This is a genomic window from Enterococcus sp. FDAARGOS_553 (genome assembly GCF_003812305.1).
Taxonomy (GTDB): Bacteria; Bacillota; Bacilli; order Lactobacillales; family Enterococcaceae; genus Enterococcus_D; species Enterococcus_D gallinarum.
This window is the reverse complement of sequence record NZ_CP033740.1, coordinates 2,080,888-2,101,747: the sequence shown is the minus strand read 5'-3', so window position 1 is coordinate 2,101,747 and position 20,860 is coordinate 2,080,888. Positions and strand designations below refer to the sequence as shown.

General features: G+C 41.7%; 22 protein-coding genes. 4 read left to right on the top strand and 18 right to left on the bottom strand.

The window, feature by feature from the left end:
- Window positions 1-22: 22 nt before the first annotated feature.
- Together EGX73_RS10605 and rpmG are read left to right on the top strand one after the other, a co-directional pair.
- On the top strand, window positions 23-976 hold the full coding sequence (locus EGX73_RS10605) for an ABC transporter substrate-binding protein (RefSeq protein ID WP_123866935.1): 954 nt from the start codon (window positions 23-25) through the stop codon (window positions 974-976).
- A 136-nt stretch (window positions 977-1,112) separates the two neighbouring features.
- Window positions 1,113-1,262 carry a 50S ribosomal protein L33 gene (rpmG, locus tag EGX73_RS10600; RefSeq protein ID WP_003126840.1) on the top strand — a complete coding sequence of 50 codons (150 nt, stop codon included), beginning with the start codon at window positions 1,113-1,115 and terminating at the stop codon, window positions 1,260-1,262.
- 321 nt (window positions 1,263-1,583) lie between these two features.
- Here the strand turns inward: rpmG and EGX73_RS10595 are convergent, their stop codons facing one another.
- Window positions 1,584-2,141 (bottom strand): hypothetical protein, encoded by a 558-nt coding sequence (locus EGX73_RS10595; protein ID WP_003126839.1) that lies wholly within the window; start codon window positions 2,139-2,141, stop codon window positions 1,584-1,586.
- Window positions 2,142-2,322: 181 nt separating this feature from the next.
- On the opposite strand from EGX73_RS10595, the gene EGX73_RS10590 reads away from it, so the two are divergent.
- Window positions 2,323-2,598 (top strand): hypothetical protein, encoded by a 276-nt coding sequence (locus EGX73_RS10590; RefSeq protein ID WP_003126838.1) that lies wholly within the window; start codon window positions 2,323-2,325, stop codon window positions 2,596-2,598.
- 49 nt (window positions 2,599-2,647) lie between these two features.
- Here the strand turns inward: EGX73_RS10590 and EGX73_RS10585 are convergent, their stop codons facing one another.
- The 4 genes from EGX73_RS10585 to EGX73_RS10570 all read right to left on the bottom strand — a co-directional run bounded on the left by EGX73_RS10585 (window position 2,648) and on the right by EGX73_RS10570 (window position 5,110).
- Window positions 2,648-3,106 (bottom strand): hypothetical protein, encoded by a 459-nt coding sequence (locus tag EGX73_RS10585; protein WP_003126837.1) that lies wholly within the window; start codon window positions 3,104-3,106, stop codon window positions 2,648-2,650.
- Window positions 3,107-3,173: 67 nt separating this feature from the next.
- Window positions 3,174-3,539, bottom strand: coding sequence for a thioesterase family protein (locus EGX73_RS10580; protein WP_003126836.1), 366 nt, complete (start codon window positions 3,537-3,539; stop codon window positions 3,174-3,176).
- 19 nt (window positions 3,540-3,558) lie between these two features.
- Window positions 3,559-4,773, bottom strand: a complete 1,215-nt coding sequence (locus tag EGX73_RS10575; RefSeq protein ID WP_003126835.1) for a CCA tRNA nucleotidyltransferase — start codon at window positions 4,771-4,773, stop codon at window positions 3,559-3,561.
- Window positions 4,760-5,110 (bottom strand): nucleotide pyrophosphohydrolase, encoded by a 351-nt coding sequence (locus EGX73_RS10570; RefSeq protein WP_003126834.1) that lies wholly within the window; start codon window positions 5,108-5,110, stop codon window positions 4,760-4,762. Before EGX73_RS10570 ends, EGX73_RS10575 begins: the two co-directional genes overlap by 14 nt.
- Window positions 5,111-5,246: 136 nt before the next feature.
- On the opposite strand from EGX73_RS10570, the gene EGX73_RS10565 reads away from it, so the two are divergent.
- Window positions 5,247-6,149: a YitT family protein gene (locus EGX73_RS10565; protein WP_003126833.1), complete on the top strand. Its 903-nt coding sequence runs from the start codon at window positions 5,247-5,249 to the stop codon at window positions 6,147-6,149.
- Between the two features lie 172 nt (window positions 6,150-6,321).
- Here EGX73_RS10565 and EGX73_RS10560 read toward each other — a convergent pair whose 3' ends face one another.
- From EGX73_RS10560 to EGX73_RS10500, 13 genes are all read right to left on the bottom strand, one after another.
- Complete coding sequence (locus EGX73_RS10560; protein ID WP_003126831.1) at window positions 6,322-6,879, bottom strand: YpiB family protein; 558 nt, start codon at window positions 6,877-6,879, stop codon at window positions 6,322-6,324.
- Window positions 6,880-6,888: 9 nt separating this feature from the next.
- Window positions 6,889-8,148 carry a tetratricopeptide repeat protein gene (locus EGX73_RS10555; protein WP_003126829.1) on the bottom strand — a complete coding sequence of 420 codons (1,260 nt, stop codon included), beginning with the start codon at window positions 8,146-8,148 and terminating at the stop codon, window positions 6,889-6,891.
- The gene (locus EGX73_RS10550; protein ID WP_005472178.1) at window positions 8,149-9,198 is read right to left on the bottom strand and encodes a hypothetical protein; all 1,050 of its coding nucleotides are present in this window, start codon (window positions 9,196-9,198) and stop codon (window positions 8,149-8,151) included.
- 167 nt (window positions 9,199-9,365) lie between these two features.
- Window positions 9,366-10,619 carry a threonine ammonia-lyase IlvA gene (gene ilvA / locus EGX73_RS10545; protein WP_003126827.1) on the bottom strand — a complete coding sequence of 418 codons (1,254 nt, stop codon included), beginning with the start codon at window positions 10,617-10,619 and terminating at the stop codon, window positions 9,366-9,368.
- Between the two features lie 13 nt (window positions 10,620-10,632).
- Window positions 10,633-11,619 carry a ketol-acid reductoisomerase gene (ilvC, locus tag EGX73_RS10540; RefSeq protein WP_003126826.1) on the bottom strand — a complete coding sequence of 329 codons (987 nt, stop codon included), beginning with the start codon at window positions 11,617-11,619 and terminating at the stop codon, window positions 10,633-10,635.
- A gap of 50 nt (window positions 11,620-11,669) precedes the next feature.
- On the bottom strand, window positions 11,670-12,146 hold the full coding sequence (gene ilvN, locus EGX73_RS10535) for an acetolactate synthase small subunit (RefSeq protein WP_003126825.1): 477 nt from the start codon (window positions 12,144-12,146) through the stop codon (window positions 11,670-11,672).
- Between the two features lie 6 nt (window positions 12,147-12,152).
- Window positions 12,153-13,850, bottom strand: a complete 1,698-nt coding sequence (ilvB, locus tag EGX73_RS10530) for a biosynthetic-type acetolactate synthase large subunit (protein WP_003126824.1) — start codon at window positions 13,848-13,850, stop codon at window positions 12,153-12,155.
- Window positions 13,850-15,538 carry a dihydroxy-acid dehydratase gene (ilvD, locus tag EGX73_RS10525; RefSeq protein WP_029487024.1) on the bottom strand — a complete coding sequence of 563 codons (1,689 nt, stop codon included), beginning with the start codon at window positions 15,536-15,538 and terminating at the stop codon, window positions 13,850-13,852. Before ilvD ends, ilvB begins: the two co-directional genes overlap by 1 nt.
- 407 nt (window positions 15,539-15,945) lie before the next feature.
- The gene (locus EGX73_RS10520) at window positions 15,946-16,221 is read right to left on the bottom strand and encodes an HU family DNA-binding protein (protein WP_003126821.1); all 276 of its coding nucleotides are present in this window, start codon (window positions 16,219-16,221) and stop codon (window positions 15,946-15,948) included.
- 234 nt (window positions 16,222-16,455) lie between these two features.
- Entirely contained in the window at window positions 16,456-17,766 is a 1,311-nt protein-coding gene (gene der, locus EGX73_RS10515; protein ID WP_003126818.1) for a ribosome biogenesis GTPase Der, read from the bottom strand.
- Between the two features lie 167 nt (window positions 17,767-17,933).
- Window positions 17,934-19,142 carry a 30S ribosomal protein S1 gene (gene rpsA, locus EGX73_RS10510; protein WP_003126816.1) on the bottom strand — a complete coding sequence of 403 codons (1,209 nt, stop codon included), beginning with the start codon at window positions 19,140-19,142 and terminating at the stop codon, window positions 17,934-17,936.
- Window positions 19,143-19,450: 308 nt separating this feature from the next.
- Complete coding sequence (cmk, locus tag EGX73_RS10505; protein WP_003126814.1) at window positions 19,451-20,122, bottom strand: (d)CMP kinase; 672 nt, start codon at window positions 20,120-20,122, stop codon at window positions 19,451-19,453.
- A 74-nt stretch (window positions 20,123-20,196) separates the two neighbouring features.
- Window positions 20,197-20,832 (bottom strand): SAG1386/EF1546 family surface-associated protein, encoded by a 636-nt coding sequence (locus tag EGX73_RS10500; protein WP_003126813.1) that lies wholly within the window; start codon window positions 20,830-20,832, stop codon window positions 20,197-20,199.
- Window positions 20,833-20,860: the final 28 nt, after the last annotated feature.

The following is a 20,860-nucleotide window of genomic DNA, read 5'->3' as shown; positions in this document are numbered from 1 at the left end:
TTATCCTATAAGGAGGAACCTAATGAAAAAACGAACCATAAAAACACTTTTTTGGCTGTCTTGTACCCTAGTCAGCTTAACAGCATTGAGTGCTTGTTCAGCTAATTCCAATAATACCAAGTCATCTTCCTCAGCTGAGACGGCAACGCTGAAAGATGCGGCTGGACATGAAGTAACAATCCCGGATGATCCAAAGCGAATCATCGGCAGTTATTTAGAAGATTACTTAGTAGCCTTGAACGTCACACCAGTAGCACAATGGACTGTTGGTAATAACAGTGATCAAGGCTATTTGCAAGAGAAACTAAGTGATGTACCAAAGATCAGCTACGACTTGCCCTATGAGGACGTCTTAAGTTATGAACCAGACTTGTTGCTGATCGACAGCAATACGATGGTTGAAGGGGATAAATATGCACAATACAGCAAAATTGCCCCTACTTATGTAGTCAAAAATGGTAAAAATGTCTCTTGGCGAGACCGTTTGACAGATATCGCAAAAGTTCTTCATAAAGAAGATCAAGCAAAAACAGTAGAAAAAGACTATGATGACTTAGTAAAAACAACTAAGCAAGAATTTTCAGGTAAAATCAATGGGAAGTCGGTGGCTGTTCTCTGGGTCACCAACAATTCTGCTTTTATGGTTGCTGACGATCGTTCCAGCGGTCAGCTCCTCTATCATGAACTAGGATTCTCTGTACCGCCACTTGTTTCTGAGATCAGCAAAACAGCGACAGCTGACTGGTCTGCCGTTTCTTTGGAGAAATTAGCTGAATTAGATGCTGATTACCTGATTCTAGTAAACAGCGATCAAGGAGCCGACTTTTTTAAAGACCAAGTTTGGCAAAATCTTAAAGCGGTCAAAGAAGGAAATCTTTGGGAGTTTGGACCTGAATCCAGCTGGCTGTATAACGGACCGATTGCTTATACAAAAATGATCGAAGACGTGAAAAATAAATTGGATGAAAATGGTTGATTTCATTCAAAAAATCGTCAAGTAAAATTACTTAACAAATTTCATTAAACTACTAGCATTCCTTTGCCAAACATGCTATTATATTTTAGTCTGAGAGAAATCTTAGAGGATTCTTGAATATATGGGAGGGAAAAACATGCGCGTAAACATCACATTAGAGTGCACTTCTTGTAAAGAACGCAACTACTTAACAAACAAAAACAAACGTAACAATCCTGATCGTTTGGAAAAGAAAAAATATTGCCCACGTGAAAGAAAAGTTACTTTACACCGTGAAACAAAATAATTCATTTTAAGCCGACTGCACTTGCTGATAAACAAGCATTGCAGTTGGCTTTTTATTTTTGAGCTATACCCATATGTTCACTTTAAAATAGATAGATGACAAAATCGTAACTTGTTTTTAATTGTTAATAATGCTATTTTTTAACTATAGACTAAATATGCGTATAAATAATAATACAGCAAGGGAAAGTATAGAATCAAAGAAAGTTTTGCTTACCCCAATTTTCCCTTTGATTACCAGGAAAATTAAGATCCCCTTTTTTTATCTCTCAAAAGATGACCTTATTCTTTACGTGACAAGTATTTTTCCCAATTCCAACAATCATTCTGCGAAAATCGTTTTTTCCGCTAGAACTTCTTCTTTGAACCAAGTCATTTGGTCTTGAAAATCAATCGTCCCATCTCGAATATAATCTGCTTGTGGAGAAACAATTTCTTCGTGCATCAAAAAAAGCGGTCGCGCTTCCTCTAGATACCCCGTGACCCAATTAATAATTTTCTCTGGCTGTTGTTGAAAGTCTCTAATGATTAGTCTACCCAAGACAATATCCAGAGGTGTTCTTAAATAAATGGCCTTGTCGATAGCAGGTGCGAGTTGCTGATGGACATACCCAAACGGAAAATCGATCAAGATCAGCGCACAGTGGTGAATGATTTGTTTTAGGTCATTTATCAATGGTTGAATATCAAATTGATTGATTGCTTCGTAGGGTTCGTTTAACAGAGCCTCAGAGGATGGTGCAGAAGGCAATGCATCGATACTATAATCATCAAAAGATAAAACTGCTGTACCGGGACATAGATTGGCGACCTTTTGGATAAAGGTGGTTTTCCCTGAAGCAGTCACTCCACTAACAACGATAACTCTTGCTTTTTTCATCTGTTTCTCCTTTGTTTTCATTTTCTGTTTAAGTCTTGCGACACATCTAGCTGTTTCTTCTAAGCGTAAAGTAGTTTTGATGCAATACCAAACAGGTGTTTAAAAATTTACTAATTCATATAGATTTTTTTTACATTACTCCGGAAATAAGGTAACTTATCATATAAAGGAGCGTGATCGTGTGAAGGTAGACAAAATCGAATACAAACGAGTAATCAATGATGCCGGACATCTTGAATATGATCTTTTGCAGTATCTTGAAAAAAATCGCGAGAGTGCTTCTCCGGAAATCAAACGTACTGAGATCGATTACTTGATCGATCATGATATTCAACACCGCATCATCCAAAATGCTCGTAAAAGCTTGCTTGGAGACAAAATCATACTTAAAGATGCCGTCAGTCAAGACTATCTTTTATTAAAAAAATATACCGACTTTTTTCGCACTTATCAGTGATTGTAATGAAAAAGCAGAACCAGAGAGAAGCTCTCAGTTCTGCTTTTTTTTATTCTTCAAAATGTTCTTGGTAAACGTCTTCGACTGTTTGGTTTGGATCAATCACAATATAAAGGCTTTTTGTTTTTTCACTGATTTTTGTTGATTGATAAACGTTATCTAATCCTTCAGTATCTTTGTCTTTGTATGGGAAGTACACAAGATCAGGTGTTCCATTACGGTAAAGAATTTCCATTCGTTCAATATCTTCGTATTTCAAAGCGCGGGCGAACATGCCTAATTCCAATCCACCTAAATTGATATCATGTGTTGCAACATGATCCCCTTCTTGGAAGATTTCAATTTTGAATCCTGCACATGGATGGATCTCAACAAATTCGCTTCCGTGGATGCGGCCAAAACTAGTAGTGATTTGCTTGATCCACAAATCTCCAATATAACGGCGCTCAATCGTCCATGTTTCTCCATTACGGAAATAAAATTTCAATGCTTTCATTTCTCTTGCCATGACATAACGCTCCTTTTTTTTAATAATACATTTCAATTTTAACACATTGTCTGCTAAGGAGCACAAATTAACTTTCTTTCTCGCTCACTTTTTTTAAAAAACCTTCGATATCGACCGCCGCTCGATGATGCGTACCTGTCGCTAGCAGTTGATCGTTTTCATAGACACGAAAAGTAAACTCATACGTCTTTTCATTCGAGATCTCTTCACAGCATACCTGAACGGTTGCACCGATTCCTGAAGCCGCCCGGTGCTCGATCGTAAATTGTGTTCCTACTGTTGTCTTACCAGACGCTATACGCGATTCCAATGCTTCAAAACAGACAGCTTCTACCATGGCAGCCAAACGAGGGGTCGCTAAGACAGGCAGTCCTCCCGATCCAACTGCAAGAGCTGTATCTTCCTCGGTAACCAAAAATTCTTTTTCGATCATTGTTTTCTCACCTGCTTATTTATAGGTTATTTAATACGATTGTTTTGGCAAAAGCCAATAATGCTTTCTCTTCATTTGCGACTCGTTTCTCAATCACCGCTTTTTCGGCAGCTGCTAGCACTTCTTTCATCCAAGGACCGCCGGATTGGTCAAAGTGGCTCAGCAAGTCGCGCCCATTGATGGCCAAGTCTTTAAGTGAATGGATTGGCAACGCCTGGTAGCGAGCTTGACTAACAGAGGGATCTACCTCTTGTCCGTAATAGTATAGCAATTCTTCTGATAGTCGAGCGGCCTCGCTGCCCAGATGGTATAATGCTTCATCACTAAACGGCCCTGCTTTCCGCAACAATACTCCCTCGAATAACGATTGGACCATCCGAATCAATTCATTGGAACACTTCCATTGCTTCAAAAAAGGACGAACTTCTGCTGTAGAAAGTCCAATCTGGTCAATCAATAGTGTCCAGGCAGAAGCTTCATTGTTCAATGGTCTCTCCGGTAAATCAGCCATTCGCAACAGAGCTTCACCGGCTTGTTTCAGTCCTGGACAATAGAGATAACATTCAGTCGCTACAAAAGCCTTTAAAGCTGAATTGCGATGTGCCCCTAACAGCAATTTGACGAACTCAATGGTGATTCTCTCCACGGATATTTTTGCCAATAGCTGATGATTGTCATAAATTGCCTCAAATGTTCGTGGTTCCAATGTAAAGCCCAGTTGACTGACAAAGCGCAAGCCCCGCATCATACGTAGTGCATCTTCATGAAATCGTTCGTGCGGCTGACCCACTGCTCGCAGAATTTTCAGTTGCAGGTCTGCCAGTCCATCAAACAAATCAATGATTTCACCATCTTTTTTCAGAGCAAAAGCGTTGATTGTAAAATCTCTGCGCTTCAAATCTTCAGCCAAAGAGCGCACAAAAGCAACTTTGTCTGGCCGACGGAAATCTTGATAGGCTTCTTCTGTCCGAAAAGTCGTGATCTCATATTGTTCATTTTCCCATAAAACAAGGACTGTTCCGTGCTCGATACCCAAATCGATGGTACGAGGAAAAAGTTCTTTGATCTCAGCTGGAAAGGCACTTGTTGCAATATCTACATCATGGATTGGCTGTCCTAAGATTGTATCTCTGACACTTCCTCCCACAAAGTAGGCATCAAACCCGGCTGCTTCGATTCTTTGCAATACAGGGATTGCTTGTTCAAATTCTTGTGGTAACTTAGTCAGCTTCATTCATTTTCCCATCTTTTCTTTCAAAGCGATACGCATCTCTGCGGTTGAACTTTTTCATATTGGATTCAAAAACTTCCGTCAAATCGATACCCATGGAATTTGCCATGATCATGGTGACAAAAAGGACATCACCTAGTTCTTCAGCAACTGTTTTCTCGACTTCCGTCTTCTTCTTGGCCTTTTCCCCATAGTGATGATTGACTTCCCTTGCCAACTCGCCGACTTCTTCAGTAAGTCGGGCCATCTGTGCTAAAGGGCTGAAATACCCCGCCTTGAATTGTTGGATATAGGCATCGACTTCTTCTTGCATCTCATATAGTGAACGTTTTTCTGTCATCCTCTTCACCCTTTCTTTCACATTTTAGCAAAAGAAAACGCACCTGCCTAGATAGAGGATCGACTTGCTCATATTGTTTAATGCCAAATTTCGTGCTAAATTGGTACTTGTGAGATTTAGAAATGGGGGAAACAGGATGCGATCTTTTTTTTCGTGGCGGACAGTCCGCGATATTGCCTTAATTGTTCTAGGAACGAGTGTCTATGGTTTTGGTCTCGTCTATTTAAATATACCTAATGATTTAGCTGAAGGCGGCGTCACCGGGATCACGTTGATCATGCGCGCATTGTGGGACATCAATCCCGCTTACAGTACACTGATTTTGAATATCCCAATCATTTTGCTAGGAGGTAAGATTCTTGGCAGACGTTCGCTAGTCTATACAGTGATTGGAACCTTTGGTCTTTCATTTTGGTTAGGTTTCTGGCAGACGGTTCCATTATTGATCGATCTGCAGCATGACTTACTGATCGTTGCGTTACTCGCAGGACTAATTGCAGGGATCGGCAGTGGTGTTGTTTATAAAGTTGGTGGGACAACAGGTGGCGTGGATGTATTAGCCCGGATCCTAGAAAAGAACTTTGGGATCACGATTGGTCGTTCTCTCTTGATCTTTGATGTTTTCGTTCTATTGCTTTCCTTAACCTATATCGATTTGAAACGCATGATGTACACGCTAATCTTTTCCTATGTTTTCGCTCGCGTGATTGATTCGATCCTAGATGGCGGCTATTCAGCAAAAGGGATCATTGTTATCAGTAATCATAGTGAAGAAATTGCCCCTGTCTTAATGAATGAATTGGAACGAGGCGTCACCTTTTTAAATGGGGAAGGAGCCTATTCCGGTGGTAACAAACGGATCATTTATATGGTAGTAAGCGGCCGGGAAATTTCAGAGGTCAAACGGATCGTTGCCGACTTCGATCAACAAGCGTTCGTGTCGGTGATCAATGTCCATGAAGTCGAAGGGGAAGGCTTCACTTATTTACGTCCTAAATCACGATTTTTGCAACGCAAGGCAGCAAAATCAAAAAGATAACCCCATTCTTCCATCCTATCTAATTATAAAGAAAAAACCGCAAGAAACTTGATTTCTCCCGCACACTGTTGCAAACGACGAACGCTCGGTGCTGGGAGTCCTCTTCTTTCTTGCGGTTCTTTTCTGTTCCACTAGTTTTTATTACTTCACATAGCGCTTTTTAATAGCTTTATTAATGACTTTTTTCTTTTTGATCGAGTTTGAAGCGGTTGACTTCATCCGATAATTCCAAAAAAGCATCCCGATCCCCATTTTCCAAAGCAAGATCGATTTGGCGGTATAATTTCTCAATTTTTAGCTGCATAGCTTCTTTGTCAAGATATTCTGTCACATTTTTTTGTACTTCTTCGTCAACATGGTCATTCCACCGTTCAAAAGGATTGTCCTCCAGAACAGCTAAATAAAGTGGTTTTTCCCAAGGATTTGGAAAGATACATTCTAAATAAAGCGGCTGTTTCCAATTCATCCTGATTTCGTGAAAAATTTGATCGATATCATAAAAGGTTTGATTCTGGATCGTCAACACAAATGGCTCGCCGCCAATCTCTGTACTGCGAACACTCAACCCCCGATCTGTCTGCATCGCCCCTTCAACAATATGAACATTTGTCAAAATGGCTTCATGATTTGCTAGGTAGTTCAGAACCCAAGAAACTTCTCGTCGGCTAAATGATACAGTAGAAACTAACCAATTGAGAAATTTTTTCTTTTCTTGTACATTGATGTTCATTTCCCTCACCTATCTTTCTAATAGATCCTCCACGATCGATTGCACTTCCAGATCACCAGGTTCGTGAGCCAGATAATGTCTCAGTAAAGGTAGAGCTTCTGATAATCGTCCTTCTTCTCTTAAGAACAATCCATATTCTTTCATAAAAGCTGGTTCATGCTGCAATCCTTCATTCGCTTGTTCATAGAACTTCGCTGCTTGGTCAAACTCTTCTAACGCGTTATAAGCCTGTGCTAAATTCCATAGAGCATGGGGTTGTTCATTGTCTTCCATCTTCTCGATAGCCAACACAGCTTCTTGCCAACGCTCTTCATTCAAATAAAGATTACTCAGTGTAAGCAGGGTTTCATCTTCTTTTTCCCCCGTCTCAAGGGCTTTTAATAAGAAGGATTCGGCTGCTTCGCTGTCATGCAACCGATACGCATTTTCTGATGCAAAATGATAAAAATCCACTTGAAATGGATCTTCATGGATTCCTTCTTCAATGACAGTTTGTGCCTCTTCCAGTTGCTCTTCTTCTTGTAATGCCTCTGCTAAATAGAGATACAAGGAACGGTATTGCGGATTCAGTGCCCGCAACTGCTGCAAATATCGAATCGCATGCTCATTTTCTTTTAATTGTAAGTAAACTAAAGCGGTTTGGAATAGACGGTCATCTGTTTGATCCTCAGCTAGACTTGCTTCCAGATATTCGATGGCTTCTTCAAATTTCCCAGCCATACTCAATGCGGCTCCGGTCCGTTCCAATAAGGAAATACCTGTGATTTCCTGGATATTTTCCTTTAGTAATCCTTGATAAAACTCTGCCGCTTCTTGATAACGGTCGGTTGAAAAATACAATTCCGCTAGTGCAAAACGAATCAGCGATTCTTTGGGCAGCAGCTTTTGAGCTTCCAATAATTTTGCTTCACTGACTTCGGGGATCCCAATCAATTGATAGAGATCAGCACTGATCAATAACGCTCGTGGATAAAAAGAGCTTTGCGGTGTGATTCGATCTAGATAATCAAAAGCTTCGTCGATTTGATCATTTTCCATAGCAATTTCTGCTAACGATAGCAACCATTCTTCATTTTCGGGGTCACGTTCTTGCAGTGTATCAAATACTTCTCTTGCTTCTTCTAAAAAGCCGATTTGGATCAATTCTTCTCCTAATTCGGCTAAGACTTCATTTTGATCTGATTGCAGGGCTTTTGCAAAATTCAATTGCGCATCAGCTAAATTCTCGGCTGCTAATGCCTGTAACATTTTTTCACTGTATGTTTCCATCTAAGTTCCTCTTATCTGATTGATTATTGTTTGGTAAGCGCTCATTGTCTGGACGAGATCCTCTTCTAATGCGCTGGTTCTGCCCCCTATTGTACCAATTTCTGATAAAAAAAGCAGTTTTTTCTCTTTTTTCTGTAACAGCAGAACTTGCTGAAAATAGTCGCTTAAAGATAGTTGGTCAGGCAATACTAAAGGAAACCCTAGTTGGTCAAGCCACAAGCAAAGCTTATCTAATTTGACTGCTAACTGCTGTTGTTGAACATTCCAGATTAAGTGAAAGAGTAGGCCATAAAAAAGTTTCATTGCATCAGACAGCAAATGTCCATTTTCAGTCTTATAAAAAGCATCTGTAAAGACTTGTCCATATTCTTCAAGTGCTGCACCGTTTGCTTGATAGGCTTGGATCACCCGATCTGTATATGCTGCAAACGAACGATTGTTTACTTGTTTTTCTGTCAGAAACGTGCGAAAGAGTTCCCGCAGAAAAGCTTGATCCGTGAGCAGTCCGCAACGAATCAATACAAGTAAGTCCACCAACTTCCCATCTTTTTGTTTTTCAGCAATCGTTTGATCGTATACGACCACTTGCGGTACATTGGGACTTTGCAAAACAGGAATATCTGGTTTCTTAACAATGATCGCAGATTCTTTGACACTTTTAGCTAACGCCCGTAAAGACACCGGGATCAACCAAAGATCGCTAGTCAGAATCGACGTGTAGTGAATAAAACTACTTAACGCCAGCACACCTTCATTGCCGAAACCCACGATCAAATAGTTCTCCTGTTTCGAAAAGCGGCTTAGGAAGGACATAAAGGCCTGAAATTCCGTAAAATTATTGCAATACATTTGATTGGTACAAATATACCAGCTGACTTCTTTGGGTAAAAACAAACGGGTCAGTTTTTCAGAGAAACGATCATAATACCGCTGGTTTGTGAGAATGATGACTTGATCATTGGAAATTTCCTGCGTCCGTAAAACAGCATTCAATGTTTCTCCATACAAGATTTGCGTCTGCTGTTCTTTTCTAGAAAAGACAAATTCCATACATCCGCCCCCCATCTACGATTTGTTACTTCTATTATAACAAGAATCAACCATTTCACCTACTAACTAGCGAAAGGATGAGGGAAAGCCATGGATTTGAAATCAAAAAACAAACGACCTCTTTTTTTTAAAAAGGTCGTTTGTTTCGTAACGCTTGGTTCATAAAATCAAACAAGAAGAGTATAGAGAGATTGATTGTCCCGCAAATCAATATATTGTGGATCAAATCTTGACATTCGCGCCAGTAGTGGGGGCAGATCTTCCTGCCTTTTTAGCAGAATCCCTAACAGTACTGGTCCTGTTCCGCGATTGATTTTTTTGGTATATTCAAATCGAGTGATATCATCCGTAGGACCCAAAATATTGCTAACAAATTCTTTCAACGCCCCAGGTCTTTGAGGAAAATTGACCACAAAATAATGTTTTAAGCCTTGATAAATCAAGGACTTTTCCTCAATCTCTGCCATTCGAGTACTATCGTTATTGCCGCCGCTGATAATACAAACAACGGTTTTCCCTTTAATCTCTTCTTTGATCAATTCCAGAGCGGCGACACTCAGTGCTCCCGCTGGTTCTGCCACAACTGCTTGTTTACTGTATAAGTCCAAGATAGTTTGGCAAATTAAACCCTCATCTACCGCTACTATTCGATCGACGTACTGGGCTGCATGCTGGTAGGTCAATTGACCGACTTTTTTGACAGCTGCTCCATCTACAAATTTATCGATCTGCTCTAATGTGGTCGGACCATGATTATCAAAAGCCGCCTGCATCGAAGCGGCGCCTAGAGGTTCAGCACCAACCATTGAGATTGTAGGCTGTTTTGCTTTCAAATAAGTTGCAACACCACTGATCAACCCGCCACCGCCAATTGCTGCCACAACATAATCGATAGAATAATTGCGCTGCTTTGCTTCTGCCAGCAGTTCAACTGCCAATGTTCCTTGGCCTGCAATAATGGCGGGATCATCAAAGGGATCAATAAACGCCATTTGATGGTCTTCGGCATAGTGTTGGGCTGCCTCGGCGGAAGCATCGAAGGTATCACCGACAAGTTCGATACGGACAAAATCACCGCCAAAAAACAAAACTTGCGCTACTTTTTGTTGCGGTGTCGTCGTCGGCATAAAGATAACCGCCGACACTTTCAATTCATGACAGGTATAGGCGACCCCTTGGGCATGATTGCCGGCACTTGCACAGACAACCCCCCGCTTCAGTATAGCCGGATCTTGCTGTGCGATTGCATAATATGCCCCCCGCAATTTAAACGATCGGACCTTCTGAAGATCCTCTCGTTTCAGTAAGACAGTCGCTTGATACTTCTCGGATAAAAACCGATCATGCTGTAAAGGAGTCTTTGAAACGACTGATTGCAAGCTTTCATGTGCTTGTTCTATTTGATCGACAGATACCAGCAATCACTGTTCCTCCTTAATCTTTCGTAACAAAAGGCATCATTTTTCTTAATTCTGACCCAACTTTTTCGATTGGATGATTCCCGTTTTGTTCCCGCATTTTTTTGAATTCCGGAAAACCAGCTTGATTATCCGCAATAAAACCTTTGGCAAACGTGCCGTTTTGAATATCTTTCAAGACATTCTTCATATTGGCTTTTGTTTGTTCGGTAATGATTCGTGAACCAGAGACATAATCCCCATATTCTGCTGTATTGGAGATTGAATCACGCATCTTGGCGAATCCTCCTTCATAAATCAAGTCAACAATCAGTTTCATTTCGTGACAAACTTCAAAATAGGCTAGTTCTGGCTGATAGCCGGCTTCTACCAGCGTTTCAAACCCAGTCTCGATCATACTTGTCAGTCCGCCACATAATACGGCTTGTTCCCCAAACAAGTCTGTTTCCGTCTCTTCCTTGAACGTTGTTTCTAGTACACCGACTCTTGTAGCCCCGATTCCTTTGGCATAGGACAAGGCTGTCTCTTGTGCATTGCCAGTAGCATCTTGATAAACAGCAAACAACGCAGGGACAGCAAATCCTTCGCTAAAGGTCCGGCGCACCAAATGGCCTGGTCCTTTAGGTGCCACCAGGAAGACATCCACCTCTTTTGGAGGCGTGATGACCTCAAAATGAATATTAAAGCCATGAGCAAAGGCTAATGCATCCCCTGCAGAAAGATTAGGCGCAATTTCCTTCTCGTAAAGTTCTCCTTGGATCTCATCAGGAGCTAAGATCATCACAACATTTGCTTGTTGTACAGCTTCAGAAACTGGAAGCACGGTAAATCCATCATTCTTTGCGTTCTCAGCTGATTTTCCTGCACGAATCCCGATCACGACGTTGTGTCCTGTATCCCGTAAATTCTGTGCATGGGCATGTCCTTGAGAACCGTAACCAATGATTGCAATAGTCTTATCTCCTAAATTGTCTGTCACTTCGTTATAATATACTTTTACCATGTATGCTTCCCTCCGAAATCTTTTTTTATTAAAAGCAACTGTTCTTGCATTTAACCTCTAGTGAAACCTGTCACACCGGTACGAGCCATTTGCTTGATTCCATAAGGCCGCAACACGTCGATACAGGCTGCTACTTTCTCTGAGTCTCCCGCTACTTGAACCACGATAGTCTTCAATGCAACATCAACGATGTGGGCTCGAAATGGTTCGATCACAGCTTGGATCTCCGAACGTGTAGTCGTTGGCGCGTTCACTTTGATCAGCACTAATTCCCGTTCAATATGGGGGTCTTCTGTAATATCTGAAACTTTTAAGACATCGATTTGCTTATTCAATTGCTTTGTCACTTGTTCTGTCTCCAGTGGGTTTTCTGCGTTGATAATGATCGTCATTCGCGAAAATTCCGGCTGTTCGGTGGTCCCAACTGAAATACTTTCGATATTCACCTGACGACGATTCAACACACTGGTGACGCGGCTTAAAACACCAGCTTCGTTATGCACGATGGCAGCAAGGATACGTTTCATAGTCTTTTAAACTCCTATCATCTCATGATTGGCTTTTCCTGGTGGAATCATTGGCAGCACATGTTCCGTTGGCGAGATCAGTACCTCAATTAGTCGTGCACCAGGTTCTAGCAATGCATTGGCCAAATCGTTGGTCAATTGATCTGGGGTTTCGATCCGCACACTATTGATGCCATATGCTTCTGCTAATTGGCCAAAATTTGGCTGTTTAGCAAATACAGAAGCAGAACGGCGTTCATTATGAAACGTTTCTTGCCATTGCCGTACCATCCCGAGAGAGCGGTTATTCATCAAAATGAATTTGACATCCAGACCATAATCATTTAGCAGAGCAAACTCTTGGTTGGTCATTTGGAAACCGCCATCGCCTACAAAAACGACTATCGTTTTTTCAGGACAAGCAAATTTTGCCCCTATGCCTGCGGGGATGCCATACCCCATTGTTCCTAAACCTCCGCTAGTGATCAGCTGTTTGGGAAATCGAAAAGGATAGTATTGAGCGACCCACATTTGGTGTTGACCAACATCGGTAACAATAACGGCTTCCTCTTTCGTCAAGCGTCCCACTTCTTCAATCAATTTTTGCGGCTTGATTTCCTTTGTTTCCTCGCGGTCATACCGATAAGGATGTTCTTTTTTCCGTTTTTGACAACGATTGAGCCATTCCTTGCAATCTAATTCCTCCGCAGGATAGCGCAGCAACTGGGTCAAAGCTGCTTTCGCATCCGCCACGATCGGAATAGTTGTTTGAACGACTTTTCCGATTTCTGCAGGATCAATATCGATATGAGCAATGATTGCCTGTTGTCCAAATTGACTGCCGGCTGTTGCTAATCGGTCATCAAAACGTGAGCCAATATTGATGATCAAATCCGCTTCAGATAATGCCATATTCGCAGCATACGTGCCATGCATGCCCCCCATTCCTAAGAATAAGGGATGATCTGCTGGCACCAATCCAAGACCTAAGAGCGTGGTTACAATCGGCAAATGATGGGTTTCGACAAACAGACGCAATTCTTCGGCTGCATTGGCGGCACATACCCCTGCTCCCGCCAAGACAACTGGACGTTTTGCTTGTTTTAAACAATTCATCAATTTCTCGATTTGCAAAATAGATGGAAAGACGGTGGGTTGATAGCTTTTTCGCTCAATCGGCAGTTCAATGACTGCGGCTGTCCGCTGAAGCGTGACATCTTTTGGCAAGTCGATCACCACTGGACCTTTTCTACCCGTGGTAGCGATATGAAAAGCTTCTGCGATCACTCGCGGCAAATCATCGACATGTCTAACTTGGTAATTATGTTTAGTGATCGGTAATGTGATCCCTAGAATATCCGCCTCTTGAAAAGCATCTTTGCCAATACCGGCTGTTGCTACTTGACCGGTGATCACCACTAATGGAACGGAATCACTCATGGCATCAGCGATACCTGTTACCACATTGGTTGCTCCTGGTCCACTAGTCACTAGGACAACGCCGGCTTTCCCGGTGGCTTTGGCATACCCTTCTGCTGCGTGGACAGCACCTTGTTCGTGACGCGCTAAAATATTCGGAATCGCAGCATCGTAGAGTTGGTCATATAAAGGCAAGACAGCACCGCCAGGGTATCCGAAAATCAGTTCTACTGCTTGTTTCTGCAAACTATCGACTAACACTTCTGCACCGGTCCTAGTTACTTCATTCAACTGGATATTCTCCATTAAACTTCCTCCTCGCTGATTTTCATGATCGCCCCGGTATTTGCTGATGTGACTAATGCCGTATAACGTGCCAGCCAGCCTTTCTTCACTTTAGCCCGAAACTTCGGACGTGTTTGTGCACGCAGCATTAATTCTTCCTCTGAGACTAATACTTCCAATGAGCGATTTCGCAGATCAATCACGATGTCATCTCCATCACGGATCAAAGAGATCGGACCACCGGCTGCCGCCTCAGGAGAGATATGCCCAACTGCGATCCCTCTCGTGGCTCCTGAAAAGCGTCCATCTGTGATCAGTGCAACCTCTTTGCCTAACCCTCGTCCAACAATACTCGAAGTCGGCGCCAACATTTCCGGCATCCCGGGACCTCCTTTAGGCCCTTCATAGCGGATCACCACGACATGCCCTTTTTGGACCGTATGATTGTCGATCGCGGCTACTGCCTCATCATGAGAATCGAAACAAATTGCTTTTCCTTTAAAAAGCTGAATGCTTGGGTCAACACCCCCCACTTTGATGACACTTCCCTGAGGCGCAAGATTGCCGTAAAGGATCGATAAGCCGCCGACAGGGCTGTACGGATTCTCCTTTGGATGAATCACTTCTTCATTTTTGATTGTCGCCTGAGCGACATTTTCCCGCAAGGTTCTGCCTGTGACTGTCAGCCGATCTGGATGGATCGCCCCCTTGATATCGACCAATTGCCGTATAATGGCAGAGACGCCGCCAGCCGTATGGACATCGTGCATGGAATAAGCGGAAGATGGCGCAATTTTTGAGAGATAAGGAACTCGTTCGGCAATCTCATTGACCCGCCTCAAGTCATAATCGATCTCCCCTTCGTTCGCAATAGCTAATGTATGCAAGACGGTATTGGTAGAGCCCCCCATAGCCATATCAAGAGCAAACGCATCATCGATGGCTTCTTCTGTTACGATATCCCGAGGCTTGACTTGATTCTTCACTAGATCCATCAGATGGAATGCCGCTTTGCGAACAAGTTCCCGCCGTTCTTGCGAAACTGCCAGAATCGTCCCATTTCCTGGTAATGCCAACCCTAAAATCTCCAAAAGACAGTTCATAGAATTGGCTGTGAACATGCCGGCACAGGAACCACAGGTGGGACAGGCATTTTTTTCCATGAATTCAAAATCTGCCTGTGACATTTTGCCCTCTTTAAAGGCGCCGACTGCTTCGAACATGGAAGATAATGTCGTCTGATGGCCCCTAGGATCAATCCCGGCTTTCATAGGTCCCCCAGAGCAGAAAATTGCTGGCACATTGGTACGCATAGCTGCCAAGATCATCCCAGGCGTAATTTTATCGCAGTTGGGGATGTAAAAAACACCATCGAACCAATGGGCATTGATGACTGTTTCAGCTGAGTCAGCAATCAGTTCACGACTTGGCAATGAGTAACGCATCCCGATATGTCCCATGGCGATTCCATCATCTACCCCAATTGTATTGAATTCAAAAGGGATCCCCCCGGCTTCTCGAATGGCTTCTTTGGCAATATCTGCCAGTTCTCGCAGATGGACGTGTCCAGGTACGATATCGATATACGAGTTGCAAATGGCAATAAAAGGCTTATTCATATCTTGGATATTTTTTACTTGTCCTGTTGCATAAAGCAAACTCCTTGCTGGAGCTGCTTCAATGCCTTTTTTTATCTGATCACTTCTCAATTCCATCATCTCCCGCCTATTTCATAAAAAAAAGCACCCCGGTTTATAATAAACTGGGATGCTTTGCCAGAATCCCATTTTACTTACGCAAATAGGACTCAAACAAACGGATAAATTTTGCTTCCGTGTTCTAAGTCCTGGTCTCAATAATAATGACAAATAAATATTGATTAAAATTGCGCATAAAAAATGGCTCCTTCATTAAAATATTTGCTGTTTTCTTGTAATTGTTTAATAATATAGCGCGAAAAAAAATTCTTGTCAATAAATTTTCTGAATTTTTTTGCAATTGATCCGATAAATGTACTTTTAGTAGACGGATCTACATTGGATTTTTGATGAAAATAGGGATAAGTAAATTTATGTACAAAAAAACCCTTGATTACTCAAGGGTTTGGAAGACTCAATTATTTCACTGCGTCTTTAAGAGCTTTACCTGGTTTGAATGCAGGTACTTTGCTAGCAGGGATCTTGATTTCTTCACCAGTTTGTGGGTTGCGTCCTTTGCGTTCTGCACGAGAACGAACTTCAAAGTTACCAAAGCCGATCAATTGAACTTTTTCACCGTTAGCTAAAGCGTCTTGAATTGTTGAGAAGACAGCGTCTACTGCTGCTGTAGCGTCTTTCTTTGTCAAGTCAGTAGCTGCTGCAACTTTTTCGATTAATTCTGCTTTATTTGCCATGGATGGTTTCACCTCCTGATTATTTTTTTGATGTCATACAACAACAAAAATCTTGAGTGGTCCAAGTTTTTTGTCAAATATTGATATCCATCAATATTCTGATATAACGTTATCATAAGAACGTTGTAATATCAAGGATTTTAACGTTTTTACTACTGTTTTTTTTAGGATTTATCGTTTTTCTGTCAAAAGAATAGAATTCTTTGTCAAAAGCAGCAAAGTATGATAAAATCGCTACTTTCGTCTTCTTGGAATGATTCGAATCGGAGTTCCTTCAAAAGTAAATGCTTTCCGGATCTGATTCTCTAAAAAGCGCGCATAAGAAAAATGCATCAACTCTTCTTCATTAACAAAAATAACAAATGTTGGTGGCTTGACCGCAACTTGTGTCGCATAAAAAATCTTCAATCGTTTTCCTTTATCCGTTGGCGTTGGATTGATGGCTACTGCATCCATGATCACATCATTCAATAATGCAGAAGGGATACGCATGTTTTGATTCATGCTGACTTCTTCGATCAAAGCTGGCAACTGATTCAACCGCTGTTTCGTTGCCGCTGATACAAAGATGATTGGGGCATAATCTAAGTATTGAAACTCATCACGAATCTCCGCTTCAAAGTCTCGCATGGTATTGGTTTCTTTTTTTAGCAGATCCCATTTATTGACAACTAGGATGATCCCACGGCCAGCTTCATGAGCATAGCCAGCGATTCGTTTGTCCTGTTCACGTATTCCTTCTTCCGCATTCAAGACCATTAGAACCACATCGGAACGTTCGATGGCACGCATCGCTCGCATGACACTGTATTTCTCTGTTGATTCGTAAACTTTTCCTTTTTTACGCATTCCTGCAGTATCAATCATAGTGAACTCTTGCCCATTTTCACTTGTAAAATGAGTATCGATCGCATCCCGGGTCGTTCCTTCGATATCCGAAACGATGACACGTTCTTCACCTAAAATCGCATTGATTAACGAAGATTTCCCAACATTTGGTCGCCCAATCAAACTAAATTTGATGATCGATTCATCCTCTTCCTCTGCTTCTTCTGTAAAATGCTTAACGGCTTCATCAAGCACATCTCCGATCCCTAATCCATGACTGCCGGATATTGGATACGGATCACCTAATCCTAATGTATAGAATTCATAAATATCTGCACGCATTTCTGGATTGTCGACTTTATTGACCGCTAGAATCACAGGCTTATTGCTCTTATACAAAAGGCGAGCAACAAGTTCATCTGCATCCGTCACACCTTCTCTGGCACTCGTAATGAAGACGATCACATCTGCTTCATCGATCGCAATTTCTGCTTGATGTTTGATTTGATCCATAAACGGCTCATCGCCTAAGTCGATTCCACCTGTATCGATAATACTGAACTCTCGACCTAACCATTCACCTGTTGCATAAATTCGGTCTCTCGTCACACCCGGAGTATCCTCAACGATCGAGATTCGTTCTCCGGCAATCCGGTTGAAAATAGTCGATTTCCCGACATTCGGACGTCCGACGATCGCAATTGTTGGATTTGACATTTTTTACCCTCCATTTATAAGAAGCAAACTGCTGAATACAGCTGCTTCTGCTTTTCAATCTTTCTTAGTTTACCTAATGCATCACTAACTTGCAAGTGTTGATGACAAACAAAAAAGCAGCTTATAACAAATTCAAAAAACGAATCGTTATAAGCTGCTAGGCTAGATTATTCTTCGTCGTTATCTTTCAACGCATCGCCCAAGATATCACCCATGGTAAAACCAGTGGATTCTTCTGGTAATTCATAGTCATCTTCTGCAGGCGCTTCTTCCGCTTCCTCGGCTTTTTCTAGTGCTTTGATGCTCAAAGCAATCCGATGATCGGTTGGATTCACTTCAAGAACTTTCACTTGCACTTGATCACCTTCATGCAACACTTCATGAGGCGTTGCAATATGTTTATGTGAGATTTGCGAAATGTGGATCAATCCTTCTACACCAGGGAAGACTTCCACAAAAGCACCAAAACTAGTTAGTCGTTTTACTACACCATCTAAAACACTACCAACGGGTGCTTGTTCTTCGATATTGCTCCAAGGTCCAGGCAATGTATCTTTGATCGATAACGATACGCGTTCTTTATTTGGATCAACGGATAAGACACGGACATTGACAGTATCACCAACAGATAAAACATCACTCGGTTTGCCTACATGGGCATGAGAAATTTCTGAAACGTGTACTAAACCATCAATTCCACCCAAGTCAACGAAAGCCCCAAAATCGGTCAATCGTGCAACTTTCCCTTCGATTTCTTGACCTTCATAAAGATCAGCTAGCAAGGCTTCTTTTTGTTTCTCTTTTTCAGCCTCAACCACTGCTTTATGGGATAAAATCAAGCGGTTCTCAGAAGGTTCGATCTCAACAATCTTAAAGGTGAGTGTCTTGCCTTTATAATCTTCAAAATCAGCTACAAAGTGGTCCTCAACCATCGAAGCTGGCACAAATCCGCGTACGCCAACATCAACAACTAAGCCACCTTTGACTACATTTGTTACAGGCGCTTCAATGATCTTACCTGCTTGGAAATCTTTTTCGATATCTTCCCAAACTTTCTTCGCGTCTAAACGACGTTTTGAAAGTAGATAGCTGCCGTTTTCTTTATCTTTACCGATTGCAGAAATAACAACTAACTCTAAAACATCGCCCACTTTGACTACTTCATTGATATCCTCAACAGGCAATGTAGACAATTCTTTTGCTGGAACGACTCCTTCTACACCTGCTCCTTCGATGCCAACGATCGCTTGTTTGTCTTCGATGGCTAAAACTTCACCTTTGACAATATCGCCAACGTTCACTTCTTGGAAGTTATCCAAAGCAGCTTCCATTGATTCATTCCCATTCTCCACTTGATTATTTTCAAATTCTGTCATGTCTTGTGTCCTCCTAACCAACAATTGTACGTAAATGCACTACATCCCTTAGTTTAAATTAGAATGCCAAAAAAATAAAGCGATTTCGCTTATTTTCACAAAAAACTGTCAATAATTGTTCTCAAAAAACGTTTCCTTCACTATTTTGCTTCAAAATCACTGTTTCATACAAAAAAAAATAGCCCCTCCGACCTAAAAAACCCCAGAGTTCGAACAATATTTCTACGCGAAAATTCCGATATTTAATGAAATTTCTCATGAGAATCGTTCGGTTCTGTTTTTTTAGGTCGACTAGCGCCAGTGGTTGATTATTCCATTTTTTGATCAACGATTTGCTGAATCGCTGCAACGACTTCTGTAATGGACATTCCTGTTGTATCAATGCGAACTGCATCATCGGCTTGTTTCAAGGGAGAGATTTCTCGATGAGAATCTAAATAATCCCTTTGCTCGATTTCTTTTTTTAATGTGTCAAAGGAGGTGGTGATTCCTTTTTGCTGGTTCTCTTTGTATCTTCTTTCTGCTCGTTCTTCTACACTCGCCACGAGAAAAACCTTTACTTCCGCTTGAGGTAAGACTGCGGTGCCAATGTCGCGGCCGTCCATTACAACACCGCCATTTTCAGCAATTTTTTGTTGCTGTTGGACCAGTTTTTCCCGGACTTTTTGATAAGCAGAAACTTTGGAAACAGCGTTGGTTACCTCGGGCTGGCGAATCTCTTCTGTCACTTTTGTTCCATCTACAAAAACATCTTGTCCTGTCTCAGTTGGCGCAAAAGTGATTGGATAAGTATCGATTAATGCCACAAGCCCGCTTTCATCTTCTAATGAGCACCCTGTTTTAAGAGCTAAATAAGTGATACTACGGTACATTGCCCCTGTATCCGTATAAACATATCCATAATGCTGAGCTAAAATTTTTGCCACTGTACTTTTGCCCGATGAAGCTGGACCATCGATGGCAATATTGATTTTTTTCATTTGTTACTCCTTCTAAACAACTACCGATCAACGGCCTTTTAACTTTCAAGAAAAAAAACCGCCAAAGCGGTTTTTTATTTAATTCGTAATGTATCGCCTGGGTAAAGCATGAAATTACTTGGATCGATCCCGTTTAATTGATACAAAGTCTCGACAGAAATACCTGTACGTGCTGCTACTTGTTCTGGACCTTCACCAGCTTGAACAGTCGTATATTGCTCTGTTCCTTGGTTGGTTTCTCCCTGATTCGCTGCACCTTGATTCGTCGTTCCTTGGTCTGCATTTCCCTGATTGTTCTGGGTGTTGTTTCCTTCTGCTTCACTGTTCGCTGGCTCTTCAGACTCACTGCTTTCAGATGAGGAAGAAGATGATGATGACGATGACGAACTACTGCTGGAAGTAGATGATTCACTGACTTTTGTCGATGACTCAACAGTCGATGATTCTGTGCTGGCAACTGTACTGCTACTTGTTGATGAGGCAACAGTTGCTGTATCATTTGAGCGGTTTAAGACCCAAATCCCCGCGCCAACAGGAATTGCAACGATCAAGAAAAGTAAAACTAAGACGATCGTCAAAAAGAGTGAATTCCCGCGTTTTTGTTTCCGCTGTTGTGATCGTGAGGCAGAATCTTCATATTCTGTATCATAAATTGGTTGTTCCCACGGCTCTTGATTTTCTGAATTATAGTTTTTGTCTTTCTTGCTCACTCGTATTACCTCCTAATATCCTTCCGAT